The organism is Rhodopirellula islandica, from assembly GCF_001027925.1.
Lineage (GTDB): Bacteria > Planctomycetota > Planctomycetia > Pirellulales > Pirellulaceae > Rhodopirellula > Rhodopirellula islandica.
Genome location: NZ_LECT01000019.1, coordinates 1 through 18,194 on the forward strand (window position 1 = coordinate 1; position 18,194 = coordinate 18,194).

12 protein-coding genes are annotated in these 18,194 nt (G+C 57.8%); 5 read left to right on the forward strand and 7 right to left on the reverse strand.

Going from position 1 to position 18,194, the window contains the following annotated elements:
- Both RISK_RS33005 and gltX read left to right on the forward strand, forming a co-directional pair.
- Window positions 1-338: hypothetical protein (locus RISK_RS33005; RefSeq protein WP_236696193.1), on the forward strand; the 338-nt coding region annotated here is incomplete at its 5' end.
- Window positions 335-1,885, forward strand: a complete 1,551-nt coding sequence (gltX, locus tag RISK_RS10315; RefSeq protein ID WP_047814223.1) for a glutamate--tRNA ligase — start codon at window positions 335-337, stop codon at window positions 1,883-1,885. The genes RISK_RS33005 and gltX, both read left to right, overlap by 4 nt.
- A 61-nt stretch (window positions 1,886-1,946) precedes the next feature.
- On the opposite strand, the gene RISK_RS10320 is transcribed toward gltX, so the two are convergent.
- From RISK_RS10320 to RISK_RS10345, 5 genes are all read right to left on the reverse strand, one after another.
- Window positions 1,947-3,170 carry an ABC transporter permease gene (locus RISK_RS10320; protein WP_083434896.1) on the reverse strand — a complete coding sequence of 408 codons (1,224 nt, stop codon included), beginning with the start codon at window positions 3,168-3,170 and terminating at the stop codon, window positions 1,947-1,949.
- Window positions 3,167-4,321 carry an ABC transporter permease gene (locus RISK_RS10325; protein ID WP_047814224.1) on the reverse strand — a complete coding sequence of 385 codons (1,155 nt, stop codon included), beginning with the start codon at window positions 4,319-4,321 and terminating at the stop codon, window positions 3,167-3,169. The genes RISK_RS10320 and RISK_RS10325 overlap by 4 nt, the downstream gene beginning before the upstream one ends.
- On the reverse strand, window positions 4,318-6,342 hold the full coding sequence (locus RISK_RS10330; protein ID WP_201778940.1) for an ATP-binding cassette domain-containing protein: 2,025 nt from the start codon (window positions 6,340-6,342) through the stop codon (window positions 4,318-4,320). Before RISK_RS10330 ends, RISK_RS10325 begins: the two co-directional genes overlap by 4 nt.
- On the reverse strand, window positions 6,321-7,430 hold the full coding sequence (locus tag RISK_RS10335; RefSeq protein WP_053061132.1) for an HlyD family secretion protein: 1,110 nt from the start codon (window positions 7,428-7,430) through the stop codon (window positions 6,321-6,323). The genes RISK_RS10330 and RISK_RS10335 overlap by 22 nt, the downstream gene beginning before the upstream one ends.
- 436 nt (window positions 7,431-7,866) lie before the next feature.
- On the reverse strand, window positions 7,867-9,393 hold the full coding sequence (locus RISK_RS10345) for a TolC family protein (protein ID WP_160311427.1): 1,527 nt from the start codon (window positions 9,391-9,393) through the stop codon (window positions 7,867-7,869).
- Between the two features lie 393 nt (window positions 9,394-9,786).
- Between RISK_RS10345 and RISK_RS10350 the strand changes: the two genes are divergently transcribed.
- Window positions 9,787-10,170: a SpoIIAA family protein gene (locus RISK_RS10350; protein WP_047814280.1), complete on the forward strand. Its 384-nt coding sequence runs from the start codon at window positions 9,787-9,789 to the stop codon at window positions 10,168-10,170.
- Between the two features lie 411 nt (window positions 10,171-10,581).
- Here the strand turns inward: RISK_RS10350 and RISK_RS10355 are convergent, their stop codons facing one another.
- Window positions 10,582-11,643 carry an NAD(P)-dependent alcohol dehydrogenase gene (locus tag RISK_RS10355; RefSeq protein ID WP_201778941.1) on the reverse strand — a complete coding sequence of 354 codons (1,062 nt, stop codon included), beginning with the start codon at window positions 11,641-11,643 and terminating at the stop codon, window positions 10,582-10,584.
- A 491-nt stretch (window positions 11,644-12,134) separates the two neighbouring features.
- On the opposite strand from RISK_RS10355, the gene glgP reads away from it, so the two are divergent.
- Window positions 12,135-14,660 (forward strand): alpha-glucan family phosphorylase, encoded by a 2,526-nt coding sequence (glgP, locus tag RISK_RS10360; protein WP_047814226.1) that lies wholly within the window; start codon window positions 12,135-12,137, stop codon window positions 14,658-14,660.
- A gap of 22 nt (window positions 14,661-14,682) precedes the next feature.
- On the opposite strand, the gene RISK_RS10365 is transcribed toward glgP, so the two are convergent.
- Window positions 14,683-15,129, reverse strand: coding sequence for a Rieske (2Fe-2S) protein (locus tag RISK_RS10365; protein ID WP_047814227.1), 447 nt, complete (start codon window positions 15,127-15,129; stop codon window positions 14,683-14,685).
- 143 nt (window positions 15,130-15,272) lie between these two features.
- Here RISK_RS10365 and RISK_RS10370 point away from each other — a divergent pair, with 143 nt between their 5' ends.
- Entirely contained in the window at window positions 15,273-18,101 is a 2,829-nt protein-coding gene (locus RISK_RS10370) for a M16 family metallopeptidase (RefSeq protein ID WP_047814228.1), read from the forward strand.
- Window positions 18,102-18,194 lie beyond the last annotated feature (93 nt).

Below are 18,194 nucleotides of genomic sequence, written 5' to 3' on the forward strand. Positions count from 1 at the left end.
GCAACTCCCGGCTACCATCTGACATCCCTACCGGGATGAAGAAAGACAGCAAGCCGGAAGAAAAATTGCATTCGCTATCCGAACGCCAACATCAAACATTTCGCAGCCCAGGCGAACGCCCAAACGGCTCACAAGGTGAAACCCAATCATTCTTGCGTAGCGGCTTTGGAGTCGGTCGAGCCGTGGAGGTGGCTGGCATGATTTTGGTTGGTGGGTTAGGAAAGGTTCGGCCGCCTGCTAGCATTGTCGCTGAGCGTTGGATGCATCAAACGCTCCAGGGTTTGAACCCGCTTGTTCGGCCCACTCACCTTTCCATCTCCACTGTTGATCGACCATGATTCGCACGCGATTTGCCCCCAGCCCGACCGGATACTTGCACATCGGCGGCGTCCGTACCGCACTTTTCAATTGGCTGCTCGCGAAACAGGCTGGCGGGCAATTCATCCTGCGAATCGACGACACGGACGCGGGACGCAATGTCGAGGCGGCCCTGAAACCGATCCTGGACGGTTTTCGTTGGCTCGGGATGGACTGGGACGAAGGCCCCGATGTCGGCGGCCCCCACGGTCCCTACTTCCAATCACAGCGAGGCGATTTGTACCGAGCCGCGGCTGAGAAGCTGCTCGCCGACGGTCACGCCTACCGTGATTTTGCCAAGCCCGATGAGTTGCAGGCACTGCGCGAAGAAGCTCAAAAAGCCGGCGAGGCATTTGTCTACGATCGCCGCTGGATGGCGGAAGACGAAGCGGCCGCGGCCAAGTTCGAAGCCGAAGGTCGCCAAGGCGTCCTGCGTCTGAAGATGCCCCGCGAAGGACAATGCGTGATCCAAGATTTGATCCGCGGCGAAGTCGTCGTGGAATGGGCGTCGGAACAAGACCATGTGATCGCGCGTGCTGACGGCAGCCCGCTGTATCACCTGGCCAGCGTCGTCGATGATCACGAACTGAAGATCACGCACGTCGTTCGGGCCGCGGAACACCTGCCCAACACGGCTCGCCAAGTCTTCATCGCTCAATCCCTCGGGTATGACCTGCCGATCTACGCTCACCTGCCCTATGTGGCTGAGCCCGGTGGATCTGCCAAGTTGAGCAAGCGAAAACTCGACAAGTACAAGAAGAACCGCGACTTCGCAGTGTTGCTGGCTCACGGCGAAAAGATTGCCGAGCGTTGCAACATGCAAATCGACGCGGACACGTTCAATCCCGTGCTGGTCGATTTCTATCGTGAAATCGGATTCTTGCCCGATGCGTTGCTCAACTACCTGTTGTTGCTGGGTTGGTCGCTGGACGGCGAAACCGAAAAGTTCACGGTCGCGGAAATGATCGAGAAGTTCACTCTGGACCGAGTCAACAAGGCTCCTGCTTCATTCGACCCTGCCAAATTGCAATCGTTCGAAGGCGATGCGTTCGCGGCATTGTCCGACGAGAAACGAGCCGAGTTGGTTCGCCCGTTTGCGGTCGCCGCTGGCTTTGTTGCCGAAGGTGATTCCGATGAAACGTTGAACGAGGTTCTGGCTGCTGCCGGTGATCGTTTGAAGATGGCCGGCGACATCATCGATTTCGACTACTGCTTCGTGGACGACTATGCCATCGACGAAAAGGCGTACGAGAAACGTTTGGTCAAGGCCGATGGCGCGAAGGAGTTGCTTGCGAAGCTGAACGAGACTTTGAAAGCAGCGACCGAGTTTGACGCGGCCAGCGTGGAAACCACGGTGAAGTCATTCTGCGAATCGGAAGGCATCAAGATCGGCCAAATCATTCACGCCTTGCGAGTCGCGACGACGGGAGCGGCCAGCGGATTCGGCATGTTTGAAACGCTGGCGGTTCTGGGCCAAGCCAAGGTGACAGCACGAATCGAAAAAACGATCGCTGGTCTGCCAGCGTAGAGCCGTTGCCCGCAACGGTTCGCGTGATCAGGTCTCAGCCGGAGCAATGCACGGTCATTGCTCACCCGAATTGGCGGCGGAAGTACCCCATGCTCATCCCGTAGATGGCAGCTCCGAACAGAGCAATGGCGAGGATCGAATCCCACAATAACCCAATGCCGGACCCTTTGAGCATGATGCCGAGGCTGGCGTCGATGTAGTGATGCAGCGGCGCGATGGCGCTGACAGCGCGAAGCACCGGCGGCATGTTCTCGGGCGGCGTCCATGCTCCTGAGAGGAAGACCATGGGGATGAAGATCAAGGCGGTCAGCATGCCGACTTGGGCCAAGTTCCTGGCGATGGTCGCCAGCAGCATTCCGATCCCAGCGGTCGTGAAAACATAAATCGCGGTCACTGCCATGAACAGCGTCAGGCTGCCGCGAAAAGGGACGCCAAAGAAGGGTTGCAAGATCAGATGAATCGTGATCATGGTGCCCACCAGGATCACACTGGTCATGGCGAGCACCTTGGGAAACATCATTTGAAACGTCGACAGCGGTGAAACCAAGAGTTGTTCAACGGTGCCGCGTTCTTTCTCACGGGCCATCGCAGAGGCCGGCAGCAGGATCGCAAACATCGTGATGACATTGAGCATCTCCACGACGGACATGAACCACGCGTCGTCCTGATTGGCGTTGTACCAAACACGATGTTCTTCGTGGATGATCGGCGCAGCTTGTTCGTTCAGGCCGATGCCTTCTCGCTGCATCGCGGCCTCCAGTCCATATTGCCCGACAATCTGCTCACCATAGCTGGTCGCCAAAAATCCCAGGACGGGGTTCGAAGTGTCGATCTGCAATTGCACGCTGGTGGTTTCGCCGGCCAAGAGGGATTCCTGAAACTGCGGCGGGATATCGAGCACCATCATCGCTTCCCCGCGGTCGAGCAAATCAATGCTCTCGCCGTGATTGAGAACTTCGCCATCGATGCTGAATTGAGGCGGGCGAAAGCGATGGATCAGTTCTCGCGACGCGAAGCTGTGATCGGAATCGTGGATCTGCAAGGCTCCATTCTGCAATTGCATGCTGACTCCTGATCCGGCCAGGAAGACTTCCAGCGTGAAGGCGTACAGCATGAACACAATCAAAATTCGATCGCGGTAGAGCTGCAGGTACTCTTTGATCGTCATCACTCGCATGCGGTTCCACCACACAACGAATGCTCGGCCGCGACGGGGGCGAGCCTCTGGTTCGTCAGCCGCGTGCTGCGGACGTCGTTCTCCTGCTGTTCGAGTTTCGGGACTCATGTGCTGGGCCTTTTGTGGAACATTCGATATCCGATTGTCATCAGCCCAGCTGCGTAGAACGCCAGGACCAGAACATCAGGCCATAGCTCACGCAGTCCCACCCCTTTCATGAAGGTGCCGACGATGATGTTGGTGTAGTACATCGCCGGCAGTCCATGGGCGGTCATTTGTGCCGTTGGACTGAGCGATGAAATCGGCACGATCACTCCCGAATAGAGGATGGAAGGGATGACCGTGACGATGAAGGTCACCACCATGGCGGCCACTTGGGTTCGCACCAGGACGGAGACAACCAATCCCAGACCGGTGGTGCAAATGATGTACAGCAGCGTTGCCGGGATGAAGAACAACAGGCTGCCTTTGAAGGGAGCACCAAAGAGCTGGGTCGCGATCAGCCAGAGAATCACCGCATTGGCGGAGGAAATGCCCACATAGGGAATCAGTTTCCCAATCAGGAATTCGAGTCTTGTGACAGTCGATGAATAGATGTTGTAGATCGACCCGCGTTCTTTTTCGCGAACGATTCCGAGTGCCGTGTAGAACGGGGGCGTCATCATCAAGATGACCATGATCAGCCGCGGGGCAATCGCCCAATCGCTTTTCATGCTTTGGTTGTAGAGATACCTCGCTTCCAAGGTGACCGGACGGATGGACGTGGCGGCTTGCGCCAATGGGATTCCGCGGCGTTTGGAGATATACGATGCCAGCACTTCGCTGGAGAACGAGGTGTTCATCGCCAGCACGTACCCCTTGGTCGTTTGGGCACGAAACGGAAACGTCCCGTCGATCAGGGTTTGCACCACCACCGGCCGGCCACCAAGAAGTTCCTTTTGGAAGTTCTCCGGGAGAATGATGGCAGCACGGATTTTGTTGTCCGCTAACAGAGGCGACAGGTCGTGCACGTCGAGCGCGTACCCCTTGAAATCAAAGTAGCGTGAGTCGATGTAGCGGTAAGCATATTCGCGGCTCAGGTTTGTCCCGTCACGATCCACAATCGCGAGTGGGATGTCTTCGACGTCCAGTGAGAGGCCATACCCAACGACGAGCATCAACGAGACTGGCACCAGGAACGTGAGCGCGAGAAACATGCGGTCTCGCACGATCTCTCGCCATTCTTTGGATGCCACGGCGGCGACGCGACGCAGATTCATTGCGTTTCCCCGTTTGCTCTCGCGTCGGCTTTTTCAAGGGCAAGGACGCGGTTCACAAACACGTCTTCCATCGTCAGCGGTTGTTCCAACACCGACAGCACCTCAATGTTGGACTGCTTCAAAGCGTCCCTGACTCGCTGTTCGGCGACCGCTGGATCCGACGCGAGGAAGTGAATGCGTTTGCCGAACAAAGACACCCCTGGAAACCCTTCTGATTCGAGGACTTCGAGGGCGGCCAACGGATTGTCCGTGGTGACTTCAAGCAGTTGGCCCGATTCGTTTCGCAAGCTCGCTTTGAGTTCGCTCGGCGAAGCGTCGGCAAAGACGCGTCCGGCGTACATCATCGCAATGTGGTCGCAGTGTTCCGCTTCGCTCATGTAGTGTGTGGTGACAAGAATCGCCACGCCTTCGTTGCGAGACAGGTCAAATATGATGTCCCACAAACGCCGTCTTCCGATCGGGTCGACTCCGGATGTTGGTTCATCGAGAAACAGGACTTGCGGACGGTGAACCAAAGCACAGCCGATGGCCAGTCGTTGACGCACGCCCATCGGCAGGCTTCCCGAGAGCGAGTTTTCACGACCCGACAGTCCAGCCATGTCGATGATCCATTCGGTCCGCTCACGTGCCCGGCGTCGAGAGAGTCCGTAGATCCCTGCGTACAAGCGAATGTTCTCGACGACGCTCAGGTCCTGGTACAACGAGAACGCCTGGGACATGTAGCCAATGCGTTCTTTGATCGCCTGACCCGCGCGGCGCATTTCGGCACCGGCAACGCGGCCCGTTCCTGCCGTCGGCGGCAGCAGACCCGTCAGCATCTTGATGACCGTTGTTTTGCCCGCGCCGTTGGCACCCAGCAGTCCAAAGATCTCACCCTGTTCGACGCGGAAGTTGACGCGATCGACGGCTCGGAAAGAACCGAATTCTCGCACCAGTTCGTTCGCTTCGATGGCGAGTCCGTCCGCGTGTCGGGCGTTTGTGTTGGAAGTCGAAGACGCTGTTTGCACGTCATCGTTGTCCGTGAGTCCACGTCGCCGCAGCAAGGCAATGAACACGTCTTCCAGATCCGGTTCCGCAACATGCATTTCATGTGGTGAGAACTTTTCAATCCGAGACGTGACGGCCTGTTTGGCCTGTTCATCGTCAGCGTCGTCGACGAACACGCGGAGCCACGGTCCAACCGCTTCGGATTGCGGGAACGTCTGTTTGAGGATCCCCAGCGATTCCGCTTGTGGTTCGGCCTTGGCCTGCACAATTCGGCCTGGAACGAGCGCTGCGATCTCGTCCGGTTCACCCCGAGCGAGCACCTTCCCGTCGAACAACAGTGCGGCGTGATGGAATCGCGTTGCTTCGTCCATGTAGGCGGTGGAAACCAACGCTGTGATTTGTTCTTCTCGCAGCAGTTGAGCAAGAATGCTCCAGAAATCTCGGCGTGAGACCGGGTCGACTCCCGTCGTCGGTTCGTCCAGCACCACGAGTTGGGGATGGTGGATCAGGCAACAGACCAGCCCTAGCTTTTGCTTCATTCCTCCCGAGAGATTCTTCATCGCCCGATCGCGAAATTTGTCGAGCCGGGTCATCTCGAGCAAGCGTTTCTTGCGTTGCTCCAGAATCTCTTTGGGAACCAGTCGGATTTGACCGAAGAAGTCCACGTTTTCTTCGATGGTCAGGTCGGCGTAAAGGTTCAGCCCCAGGCCTTGTGGCATCAAGCCAATTCGATCTTTGATCGTTTCCGCGGATTGTTCTGAATCAACCTGGGTTCCAAAAACTTCGAGTGTTCCGCTGTCGTAGGTGAGGACACCTGCGATGGCTTTCATCAGACTGCTCTTACCGGCACCATCGGGACCTATCAGGCCGTAGATCTCTCCGCGACTGATTTCCAGGTCGATGCCATCGACGGCGATTGTACGACCATAGGTCTTGCGGAATTCTGTGACGCGAACGATCGGTTCGGAAGCAGGTGACGAGGTGGTGTCGGCGGAGTGACTGCGGCCGGCGTCTACCATTGGGGGTTGGCCCATGGCGTGTCCTCCTTCCATCGCACCACGGCATCGGCTGGCAAACCGGGCGTCAGTCGATGATCGGGGTTCTCATCCAAGTACAGCTTGACGGCGTAGACCAGCTTCACGCGTTCATCAGGCGTTTGCACTTCCTTGGGGGTGAATTCAGCCCGGCTCGAAACGTAGCGGACAGTGGCTGGAAATGGCGTTTCGGGGTAGGCGTCGGTGTGGATCCGTGCGGGCAATTCCAAACGCACCCGTCCGATTTCGACTTCAGGCACGTAGACCTTCAGGTACAGGCGGTCGAGATTCACGAGGTCGAACAAGGGGGAACCAGCGGCGACGATCTCACCAATGTCAACGACGCGCGTGGTGATGACGCCGTCCGCGGGGGCGGTGATGGTCAAGTCATCGAGGACACTTTGGGCTTCGTCTCGAACGGCTTCTGCGCCCGCCACTTGGGCGGCGAGTGCTTCGAGTTCTTGCCGTTTGGCCTGAACGCGACGGTCGCCCAGGTTTGCTTCGGCCAGTTGCTTTTCGGCTTGCGTCAAAGCGGTCTCGGCCACGCGCACATCGTTCTTGGCGACCGTCCAAGCGAGTTCAGCTTCTTCGCCCTTGCGTTGGTCGATGGTTCCACGAGACGCAAGTTCAGTGAATCGCTTGGCGTCGCGAGCCGATTGCTGCTCGGCGGCTTTCGCTTTTGCAACGACCGCCTTGGCATGCTCCAGCGATGCCTCCGCCGTTTCAATCATCAATGGCACTTCACTTTCGAGCAACTCGAGCCCTGATTGGGCCGCTCGGTACTGAGCCTGTGCGGCTTGGACGGCCTGCTCGGCTTGTCGTAGTTTGGCCTGGACCTGCTGGCTGTCCAAGCGAGCCAAAACCTGTCCGGCTTGAACACTGTCGCCTTCGCGAGCAAGTAGTTCGTGAACCTTGCCGGCGAACTTGCTGGCGACGGTGACGTGGTCGCCTTCGATGCGGCCGTTTGCTTGAACCAGTCCATCGGGCAGCGGTTCCACCCGTCCCCAGCGATCCCAGGCGAAGTAGCCTCCCACCACGCATGCCGCGAGCAACAAGAGCATGGACAATCGTTTGAATAACTTCGCCATCGTGACGGATCCTGATCATGAAGAAGATCGCCGTCACTTCAAACGAAATTGCAAACTCGATTCGCTCTGCCTTTGTTCGTGGACGACAAACAGCAGACGCCTCAAAGCACAGGGTGTGCCATTGTCATCCAAGGTGCCCAAAGGCACGGTCGCACGAGAGACGGACTTGATATCCGACGGGACCAGACTGCTGGTGTGACGACATCGCACTGCCGGGCAGGGGGCAGCGAGCGTATTTGCACAAGCTTCCGCAGAGCCGATGCCTCCTGAGCAGGTCGGGGCGAGGGGAGCCAGGACATTTCAGATGAAAACTTGCGCAAACGAATAGGCTCCACAACACCAAACATTTAGTAGCCCAGCGTCGGCCCCGGTTGCACATGGGGGCAACAACGCTAACCGAAACAGTTCGAATGCAGAAAGACTCCTGCCGATCTGCTTACAGATTGCCGGTTGCTCGGTCGAGCATCACGCGAGCGAGGGCGGCGTCATACTTCGCCGAGAAATAGCTGTTGCGACTTTGCGCCAACAACGTCTGAGCGTCCAAGGCTTCGGTGTTGGTGCCGACTCCTTGGCGGTAGCGGTCCAGGGCTGACTGAAGGTTTTCTTCCGCCTGTTCAACGGATGTTTCGGCGACCAGGATACGGTCGTTCGCGTTTTGTAGATTGAGCCAGGACTGCTTGACTTGCAATGCGATGCGGCTTTCCAGGTCTTGTTTGAGCCGAGCCAACGCGGAGGCCTGCTGTCGGAGTGCGGCGGCTTTGTTGCGAGCGACTCCGCCATCAAAAAGGGTCCATTCAGCCAATAGAGAAGCGGACCAAAATCCTTCGTGCGTGAGGTTTTCATTTTCAAGAAAACTGAATCCGCCCGCGGCACCCACCTGAGGTCCCAAAGCCGCCAGTTCACGCTTTGCTTGATGACGAAGTGCGTTTGATTTGTGGGCGACTGCCTGCAATTCAGATCGTTGTGCCAGTGCCGTTGCAATCAATTCATTGGGCCCAGCATCGGCCGGCAGTCCAACCGCCTCGAATTCCGAATTCATGGGTTGCGAATTCGAAATCTCGGCGAGTGTCACCGGTGCGTCCAGCGGTCGTCCGACATAGCGATTGTAGGCTGCGCGTGCGAGATCGAGCCCATTGGTCGCTTGCAGGTGCTTGTCGCGAGCCTCGGAAAGGGTGGTTTTGACGGCCAAGACATCGCTGTTGGCGACCACACCTTCTCCAAATAAATCCTGGACATCCACCAAATGCTTCTCCAGCGTGACGACGCTGATCCGAGCGACTTCGACGAGTTTGGCCGCCTTCAAGACATTCACAAACGCTTCGGCCACCTCCATTTTTAAGTCGTGCCGTTCGGAGCGTTGGTCGAAACGCGACGCGTGCACATTGGCGCAGGTGGCGTCAATGGTGCTGCTAATCCGCCCACTCGTGTAAACGGGGACTGACGCGAAAGTGGCGGATGAAAAGAAATCCTTTTCTCCGATCGGCAGGGAACTGAAACCGAGGAAGGCCAGTCCAGGAACGTCGACCCCAATTCCAGGTTCTCGATCCAGGGCGGTGTAAGAATTGAACGTTCTCAGGGAAGGGTTTCGGGCCGACTTCGCTGCCTCGTGAGCGTAGACGGCGGCCCCGGTCACATTGGCTTTGGATTGCAGTTTCTGATCCACTGCGACTGCCATTGCCCAGGCTTCTGGCAGCGATTCGCCACCGGTGGAATTCAGTTCGATGCTGTCCAGCACGACGGGGGGCGGTGTTGGTTCCTCCGCCATTTCCATGTCGTTCAGCTCCAGATTCGCCTCGACGTCTGTGAAGCTAGCCAGGCTGACAGGTGGCGACAGGTTCGCGGGAACGCTTGTCTCGCTCGGTGAATGCGCTGCCGCAAGGGGATTGCTGACGGTGGTGGTGTCAGCCAATCGGTGCGTGCCCGACCCGGCGCAACCGATCGCGTTGACCAACAAGACAGCCATGGCAGTTTGGAATCGTGAATGCATTCTGGAAGCCCTGGACAACACAAATCGGGTGTGGAAGTCGTTCGGCTGCAAACGGCAGGGCCGGATCTCAACGACTGTTCACGACATTCCCTGTTTTCGTCACACCCGCTAGGAAGGTCTTAACTGGCCGGTCGAGCAAGGAGGAACCGGCAGGATCGTTACAACGCGAATCACCGCAATCGTTCCAGTCCGCAAGGTCAACGATGTCAGAGCATCTTCTCCCAAGCAGGTCGCTTTTGGCCGCCTGCGGTCCCCAGCGGCACGTCGCTTGCCCTCTTTGCCATCGCTTGCCGGTCGTCATTGATGAGCCGCTTGCCAGTCGCGGGGCGATGGGACGTCCCCAAGAGCCAACCACACAAGGAAAACAAAATGGCTGTTCAAATCATTCAAGATCCAGCAACGAACATGATCGAGATCCAGGCTTCTGGATTGTTGACGACGGAAGACTACGAGACCTTCCTGCCTCGCGTTGAAAAAGCGATTGAAGAACATGGCAAAATCAACCTGATGTTTGTCATGGAGCACGTCGACGGCTGGGAAGTGGGGGCGTTTTGGGACGACCTCAAGTTCGGTTTCAAGCACCATGGCGACCTGAATCGGATCGCGATCGTCGGTGATAAGAAATGGGAAATCGCCATGGCGAAGATCGGCCAGTACTTCACCAGTGCAGAGGTCAAATTCTTCTCCGCCAGCGATCAGCATCATGCGATCGATTGGTTTCGCGTTGGTGGGACGTCGCCTGCAAAGGCGTGAGCCAAACCCGCTGTTCGAGAGGGTGATGGTGCGTTCCAAGGACCACCCTCGATCCTGGACGTCGTGCCGTTTTTTGGTGCTGCATTTTGGCGGGTTTCTGGAGCAACCACCAATCACAACCCGAAGCGTGAGCGAGGGACGCCCCCAACTCCCACGACGGCCCCATCCGGGGCGATACCCAGACGCCCGCCACCATTTGTTTTTCGAACGTCCCAAGGGAGGGTGGTAATAAACGCTTGGCAACACGGTACTTCAAAACTGCACGACCTCCTGCGCGGACGGGGTTCGCAAGACGCTACCAGCCCGGCACTTCACAACTGCACGACCTCCGCGGGCCGAGGTGGGACGCGGCGAGTCCGTTTAATCCTGCGAGGCTCGTCAACGGTGAGGGATGGAGCAGAATGGGCGGGATCAGAACCGGATCAACGGTTTGAGCATGCCGTCTTCTTTGGTTTCCATCATGTGCAGGGCTTTTCCAACCTCGTCAAAGTCGAATGAATGCGTCGTCAAAGGCGATGGATCGACACGTCCAGTTTCCAGCAGGCGAAGCAGTCGCGACATGCGGACGTTTCCGCCGGGGCACAGTCCCGTCCGAATGACTTTGTCACTCATGCCGACGCCCCATTCCAGGCGTGGGATGTTGACGCTGTCGCCGTGTCCAAAGTAACCCGCGACTGAGATCGTTGCGCCCGGCCGGGTTGCCTTGATACAGGACTCAAAGGTGAGCTGAGCCCCGAGGCACTCGATCGCGGAGTCGACGCCGACACCTCCGGTCAGTTTGCGAATTTCTTCCACTGGATCGACTTGGTTGAAGTTCAGGACAACGTCAGCGCCGAAGTGCCGAGAAAGTTCGAGGCGTTTCTCCATCCCGTCGACTCCGATGACCAACCCTGCCCCCAGCAACCGAGCACCAACGGTTGCCATCAAACCCACAGGACCTTGGGCAAAGATCGCCACGGTGCCTCCCAAGGGGATGTTGGCATGTTCGGCTCCCATGAACCCAGTCGACATCATGTCGCAAGCGTAGACGGCGGTGTCATCGGAGATCGAATCGGGAATTGGAGTCAAATTCGCTTTGGCGTCGTTGACGTGAAAGTACTCTGCGAAACTGCCGTCTTTGATGTTCGCGTACTTCCAACCGCCAAGCATCTCGCCGCATTGCGAAGAGTAGCCGCGTTGACAGTTTTCGCACTGAAAGCAGGGCGTGATCGCATTGACCGCCACACGATCACCTTCGCGGAAACCGCGAACTTCACTGCCAAGTTTGGTGACGATGCCCACCGCTTCATGACCGAGTGTCAGACCGCTTCGATCTCCAATTGCACCTTTGACGGTGTGCACGTCGGAGGTGCACACCAGGGCTCGGGTGGTTTTGACAATGGCGTCATTGGGGCCCGGGGTAGGAATGGGTTTGTCGACGAACTCGACGCGATCAATGCCTTGCATCACGAACGCTTTCATCAGGCTGGACATCGGGGGAACTCCGTTGGCGGGTTGAAGTGAACTCGGATCGCTGCTCGAGGCAGCGTGTCTGGACAGACGGTCCACTGCATGTTTGCGATCCCCGTGCCAGAGTGCCGGAGATCGCAGTGGGTAGGTGGCTGGTGGTTCGGCTCGGTGCCATCCGTCGGAAAGTCTCCGCTGTGATGTGTTGGTGCCGGGTGGGATGAGACTTGCCTGTCAAAGCCTTGTCCTCATTCCGGTGGCGAGGTTTTGCCGGAGTTGCCTGTTTGCTCCATTCGAATGACCAAGAGTGTGCGAACACGTCCAGGTTGTGCGAATGCGATCGCACTGGTTGGTTCTGTTGGGGAAAAAGGATGTTGTCTCTCTGTTGTTCGGTGGATGGTCTGACCTCACGGCATTGGAGTTGCGTTGAGATCCTCCGTTGCTCCTTCGGAAAGTGAGCAAAGTGGCGGGCTGGATCGCCCGGGGAAATAGCGAGCACAAACTCAACGAGAAGATGGATGAACATGCCTTCTTTGCATGACCAGTTGCCAACGGACATCGATGGGTTTGACCTGTTGGCAGAGCTCTCGCTCGACCTGCGTTCAACCTGGAACCATGCGACCGATGAAATTTGGCGGACGCTCGACGCGGAGCTTTGGGAAGCGACTCAGAATCCCTGGGTGGTGCTGCAAGCGGCTTCTCATGAACGGATTGAAAAGCAGCTTTCGAATCCCGAGTTTCGCGAACGAGTCAACCAGTTGGTGAAAGTCCGCCGCGACGCGGCGGAAGCCCCCGGTTGGTTCCAGCAATTCCATGCCGAGTCGGCGTTGAAAAGCGTGGCTTACTTCAGCATGGAATACATGCTTAGCGAGGCACTGCCGATCTATTCGGGAGGGCTGGGCAACGTTGCGGGTGACCAGCTCAAAGCGGCCAGTGATTTGGGCGTTCCTGCGACCGGCATTGGGCTGCTGTATCAGCAAGGCTACTTTCGCCAAGCCATCGATGCGGACGGCGCCCAGCAAGCTTTGTATCCCTACAACGATCCGGGGCAGCTTCCCGTGTCTCCGCTGCGAACCGACGATGGCGAATGGTTGCGGCTGAAGATCAGTTTGCCCGGTCACTCCGTTTGGTTGCGCGCTTGGAAAGCGAATGTCGGACGAGTCAAGCTGTACCTGCTCGATAGCAACGATCCTGCCAATCTGCCGGTGTACCGCAGCATCACCAGTGAGTTGTATGGTGGCGGGCCGGAACTGCGGTTGATGCAAGAGATGGTCTTGGGCATCGGCGGATGGCGACTGTTGAAAGCGGTGGGGGTCGCACCGGATGTTTGTCACCTCAACGAAGGGCATGCCGCTTTTGCTGTCTTGGAACGGGCTCGCGATTTCATGGACGAGTCGGGGCAGGCGTTTGATGCGTCCCTGGCGATCACTCGAGCCGGGAATCTGTTCACGACCCACACGGCGGTGGCTGCCGGGTTCGATCGTTTTGATCCGCGTCGGATCGAACAGTATCTTGGTCGTTATGCTCGTGAGCAATTGGGCATCGGCGTCCGCGAGCTGCTCGCATTGGGACGCCTCGATGCCGACGATGATTCGGAACCTTTCAACATGGCGTACCTGGCGGTGCGCGGCAGCGGTGCCGTGAACGGGGTCAGCCGCTTGCATGGTGAAGTCAGTCGTCAGTTGTTTGAGCCTTTGTTCCCGCATTGGCCCGAAGAGGAAGTGCCAATCACGCATGTGACCAATGGGGTGCACGTGCCGACTTGGGATTCTGCGCCCGCGGATGCCCTGTGGACGAAGGCCTGTGGCCAGTGTCGATGGCGGGGCACAACGGACACGCTCGAGCAAGACATGCGGGCGGTAACCGATGAGCAATTGTGGGGATTTCGGCTGGCATCGACTCACGCATTGGTGGACTACGCCAGGTCCCGATTGTCGCGGCAACTGGCCGGCTCGGGAGCATCGCCAGAGGACATCGAAGCGGCCCGTCACCTGTTTGACCCCGCTGCCTTGACGCTCGGTTTTGCGCGCCGGTTCGCAACTTACAAACGCCCGAATTTGTTGCTGCATGAACCCGATCGCCTGTTGAGATTGTTGTCGAATTCGGAACGTCCCGTGCAGTTGATCATCGCCGGCAAAGCTCACCCAGCTGATCAGGCGGGACAGGATCTGATTCGTCAGTGGATTCAGTTCATCCGTCGCGCCGAAGTACGTCCGCACGTGATTTTCATCAGCGACTATGACATGTTGCTGACGCAGCATTTGGTGCGCGGGGTCGATGTGTGGCTGAACACGCCGCGTCGGCCTTGGGAAGCGAGCGGCACCAGCGGAATGAAAGTGTTGGTGAATGGGGGCCTGAATCTGTCTGAGCTGGATGGCTGGTGGGCCGAAGCGTATTCACCTGATGTGGGTTGGGCGATTGGCGATGGGAAAGAGCATGGGGACGATCCGCAGTGGGATGCGATCGAGGCCAACCAGCTTTATGAGCTGCTCGAAAACGAGGTTGTGCCGGAGTACTACGACCGCAACGAACTGGGGATCCCTTCGCGTTGGCTGGCGAGAATGCGGGAAAGCATGGCACGTCTGACGCCGCGGTTTTCAGCCGTGCGAACGGTCTGCGAGTACACCGAGAAGATTTACATTCCAGCCGCGAATCGCATTCAGTCACGAACCAAGCTTGGCGGCGTGGCAGGCACCAATCTGGTGAATTGGAAGCATGCGTTGATGGAGAGATGGTCTTCGATTCGGTTTGTGGATGTCGCGGTCACATCGAGCGAGAGCGAGCATCATTTTGTGGTGCAGGTGGATCCCGGCGGTTTGGAAGCTGGGTGCATCCGAGTGGAGATGTTCGCCGATGCGATTCAAGACGGCGAGCCGGAACGGTTGTTGATGAACCGTCAGGTCGACGACCAAGCGAGTCATCTTGTTTACGAGTTGTCGGTGCCGAGCACCCGACCCGCGAACGACTACACCGCCCGGATTCTGCCCCAGCACGAAGGTGTCGCGGTGCCGCTGGAGCTGCCGCTGATTCTCTGGCAACGATAGGAGGCTGCAACGCGATTGTGCGTCACGGCAGTTGGACTTCGATTGCCGTCCCGTTTTGTCGGATCGGAAACACCGCTTGCAGCGGTTGGCGGCTGGTCGTTTGGGTTCCGGTCTCCAGTTCGTATTGCCATCCATGCCAGGGGCAGGTCACGCAGCCGTCCGCCACATGACCTTCCGCGAGCGGGCCGCCTTGGTGGGTGCAGATGCCGTCCATCGCGTACCACTGGCCGGCGTGGAAAATCACGGCGAGAATTCGATCACCGACCAAGGCTTCCCGAGCAAAGGATTCGGTGTCGGGCGCGGCGGCCAGGCGTTCAGCGAGGCCCGCTTCGACCTCATTGAGGTCAAACGCGACGTGCCATGGCAGGTCTGCTCGGGGCTGGCGGTTGTGATTTTGCTCGGCGAGTTCGTTGGGATACAAATCTCGCTTGGGTGGTTGCTCGGAGGGGGTGGGTTGCGAATCGTTCATGGGGGCTGTCCGTGAATGGCGTTGGGAGCGCACAGTGTGAAGTTTGGCGTCGATCACGGCGACCCCGGGGGGACACAGTCGTCGCCTCGCCGTTACAATTCGGGCGTCCCTCAGCTCACACATCACTCCAACGAGACGATCGGATGAATTTCGCAATGCTTTCACACCTGGATGTGGCGGCGGTTCCGTGCCGCTTCGGTCGAAGTGCGCCCGCCATTTGGCTGGGTAGCTTGGTCGCTGCTCTCTGTTTGATTCCCAACCTCAGTTCTGCCGAAGACACGGCAAAAAAGGATTCGTCCGTGCCATCGAAACTCCATGAAGTCGAGGGGATCAGCGAGTACACGCTGCCCAACGGCGTGAAGGTTTTGCTCTTTCCCGATGAGAGCAAAGAGGTCGTGACGGTCAACATGACCGTGTTCGTTGGCTCGCGTCACGAAGGCTACGGCGAAGCCGGGATGGCGCACTTGCTCGAGCACATGTTGTTCAAGGGCACTCCCACGCATCCGGAGGTTCCCAAGGCGTTGCAGGATCGCGGGGCGCGGTTCAACGGCACGACTTGGATGGACCGTACCAATTACTACGAAACATTGCCGGCTAGCGAAGACAATCTCGAATTCGCCTTGAATTTAGAAGCCGACCGATTGCTCAACAGCAACATCAAAGGCGAGGACCTCGAAAGCGAAATGACCGTGGTTCGCAACGAGTTCGAGCGAGGAGAGAACTCGCCCATGCGAGTCCTGATGCAGCGAATCGAATCGGCCGCATTTGATTGGCACAACTATGGCAAATCGACGATTGGCAACCGCAGTGACATCGAACGGGTGCCGGTTGTCAAACTGCGCCAGTTCTATCGCAAGTATTATCGCCCCGACAACGTGATGGTCATCATCGCGGGCAATTTCGATGTCGATCACGCCTTGAAATCGGTCAATGACGCGTTTGGCAGCCTACCGGTTCCGAGCACGCCGATCGACGAAACCTACACGGTCGAGCCACCCAAAGACGGGGAGCGGACGGTTGTGTTGCGACGAGTTGGCGACGTGCAAGTCGTCGGCGCCGCGTATCACATCCCCGCCGGCAGTCATCCGGATTATGCCGCGGTGAAGGCGCTCACGAACGTTTTGGGGGATGAACCGAGCGGTCGCTTGTACAAGGAAATGGTTGAAACGGAAATTGCCAGCAGCGTGTTCGCGATGTCATTTGGTTTTCGCGAGCCTGGTTTGTTGATGACAATGGCGGAAGTCCCGGCGGAGCAGTCCATCGAGCAGGCCCGTGCCAAGTTGATTGAGTTGATGGAAAACGATTGGGCCGACCATCCAATCACGGAAGAGGAAGTCGAACGTGCCAAGCAGCAGATGTTGAAGTCTCGCGAATTGGAGTCGGCCAACACCGACAAGATCGCAGTCTCGCTCAGTGACTGGGCGGCCCAAGGCGATTGGCGTTTGTATTTCTTGTACCGCGACGCGGTGGAAGCTTTGACGGTTGATCAAGTCCGCGAAGTGGCCAGTCGCTATCTGAAACGGAACAATCGCACCGTGGGATTGTTCATTCCATCGGCCGAGTCAGATCGCGTCAGCGTGCCCGAATCGCCTGATTTGGTCGCCTTGTTGAAGGACTACAAGGGCCGCGCTGCGGTGGCTGCGGGAGAACGTTTTGATCCCGATCCGGAGGCGATTGAAGAGCGAGTGCAACGCGGGAAATTGGCTGGCGGGATTGAGTACGCCGTCCTGCCCAAGAAGACTCGCGGTGATTCGGTTTCGGTTTTGATGACCCTGCGGTTCGGGACGCCTGAATCGCTCAAGGACAAACTGGGGGCGGTTGAACTGTTGGGCATGATGATGGCTCGCGGGACCGAAAACCTCGACTACCAACAGTTGCAGGACGAGTGGACTCGGTTGCGTGCCGAAGTTCAGATCTACAGTTTGAAGGGCGTGTTGCAGGTTCAGGTGCAAACCAAGCAAGAGTTTTTGCCGGAAGTGATTGAGTTGCTGGGCAAGATCTTCCGTTCACCTCGCCTGGAGCCATCGGAGCTGGAAGTGATGCGACGTCAGGTCGTCACCGGTTTGGAAAAGAACAAGACCGAACCCAATGCGTTGGCACCTCGCCGGGTTCAGCAAATGCTTTCGCCGTACAGCAGGGATGACATTCGCTATGTCATGACGATCGACGAAGAGATTGCCATGTACGAAGGAACGACGATCGAGCAAATTCGTCAGTTGCATGACGAGTACCTTGGCAACCAAGCCGGTGAGCTGGCCGTCGTTGGCAACATCGAGGTCGAGCCCACGCTGGAGAAGTTTCGAGCGATCTTGGAAGGTTGGGAGACCGAGCAGCCATTCGAGCGGATTGTGACGCCGGCGCAGCCTGACATTCCGGGTGCGATGGTGACGATCGAAACGCCGGACAAATCCAACGCGTTGTTGTACAGCGGCCAGCAATACAAGCTGGCAGATTCGGATCCTGAGTACGCGTCGCTGGTGCTGGGGAACTTCATTTTGGGCGGCGGATCGCTGAGCAGCCGTTTGGCCAATCGGGTGCGTCAGCAAGAAGGGTTGTCGTACGGTGTCCGCAGCGGATTGACGGCCGCGAATTTTGCGGTGGATGAGAAGGTCAGCTTCACGCTGTACGCGATCACCAACCCGGCCAACAAAGACAAATTGCTTCGCGTGATTCGTGAAGAGGTCGATCGATTGCTGGAAGAGGGGGTCACCGAAGAGGAGTTGGAGCAAGCCAAGGGGGCTTATTTGCAAGCCGAACGGATTGGCCGAACGGGTGATTCGAAGCTGGCTAGCATGCTGGTCAAATCGGTCTTCAACGATCGCACGATGGCATTTGTGGCCGAACACGAAGCGCAAATTCAGGCGGCCACCGTCGACTCGGTGAATGCCGCTCTGAAAAAATACGTGGATCTCGATGGCTTGGTGATGGCCATCGCGGGTGACTTTGCGGCGGTCCAGCAGCCAGCAGAGTGATCTTGTCGCAGTTCGGCTGCGATCGATCTACAAAAAATGACTGAAGCCGGACCGGGCGGGTGCCAGGTCCGGCTTTTGTTGTTTACACTCGGC

Excerpts from the sequence above, each read along its gene's own strand:
- RISK_RS10335 (WP_053061132.1), bottom strand. The coding sequence starts at position 7,430 with ATGGCGAAGTTATTCAAACGATTGTCCATGCTCTTGTTGCTCGCGGCA.
- RISK_RS10370 (WP_047814228.1), top strand. The coding sequence starts at position 15,273 with ATGAATTTCGCAATGCTTTCACACCTGGATGTGGCGGCGGTTCCGTGC.
- gltX (WP_047814223.1), top strand. The coding sequence starts at position 335 with ATGATTCGCACGCGATTTGCCCCCAGCCCGACCGGATACTTGCACATC.
- RISK_RS10350 (WP_047814280.1), top strand. The coding sequence starts at position 9,787 with ATGGCTGTTCAAATCATTCAAGATCCAGCAACGAACATGATCGAGATC.
- RISK_RS10355 (WP_201778941.1), bottom strand. The coding sequence starts at position 11,643 with ATGTCCAGCCTGATGAAAGCGTTCGTGATGCAAGGCATTGATCGCGTC.
- glgP (WP_047814226.1), top strand. The coding sequence starts at position 12,135 with ATGAACATGCCTTCTTTGCATGACCAGTTGCCAACGGACATCGATGGG.
- RISK_RS10325 (WP_047814224.1), bottom strand. The coding sequence starts at position 4,321 with ATGAATCTGCGTCGCGTCGCCGCCGTGGCATCCAAAGAATGGCGAGAG.
- RISK_RS10365 (WP_047814227.1), bottom strand. The coding sequence starts at position 15,129 with ATGAACGATTCGCAACCCACCCCCTCCGAGCAACCACCCAAGCGAGAT.
- RISK_RS10320 (WP_083434896.1), bottom strand. The coding sequence starts at position 3,170 with ATGAGTCCCGAAACTCGAACAGCAGGAGAACGACGTCCGCAGCACGCG.
- RISK_RS10345 (WP_160311427.1), bottom strand. The coding sequence starts at position 9,393 with ATGGCTGTCTTGTTGGTCAACGCGATCGGTTGCGCCGGGTCGGGCACG.
- RISK_RS10330 (WP_201778940.1), bottom strand. The coding sequence starts at position 6,342 with ATGGGCCAACCCCCAATGGTAGACGCCGGCCGCAGTCACTCCGCCGAC.